At 52.4% G+C, this 212-nt stretch carries 1 protein-coding gene; it reads left to right on the forward strand.

Annotation, left to right across the window (positions count from 1 at the left end; translation table 11 throughout):
• Positions 1-212, forward strand: a 212-nt coding sequence (locus Xets_RS12650) for a transposase (RefSeq protein ID WP_187651784.1), incomplete at both ends; no start/stop codon positions are given.

Here is a 212-nt window from a genome sequence, read left to right on the forward strand (position 1 = left end):
CACCGCCGCCACGATATTTCAGATCGCGTCTGGAGCCTACTTGAACCTCATTTGCCAGGACGTCAAGGCGCTTGGGGGCGTGTAGCTGAAGATAATCGGCGTTTTATCAATGGGGTGTTTTGGATTTTACGGACGGGTGCGCCTTGGCGAGACCTACATACTGATTATGGTGACTGGAAAAATACCCACCGCCGTTTTTGTCGCTGGAGAGA

It is taken from the genome of Xenorhabdus sp. TS4, from assembly GCF_014467265.1.
In the GTDB taxonomy this organism is placed as follows: domain Bacteria; phylum Pseudomonadota; class Gammaproteobacteria; order Enterobacterales; family Enterobacteriaceae; genus Xenorhabdus; species Xenorhabdus ehlersii.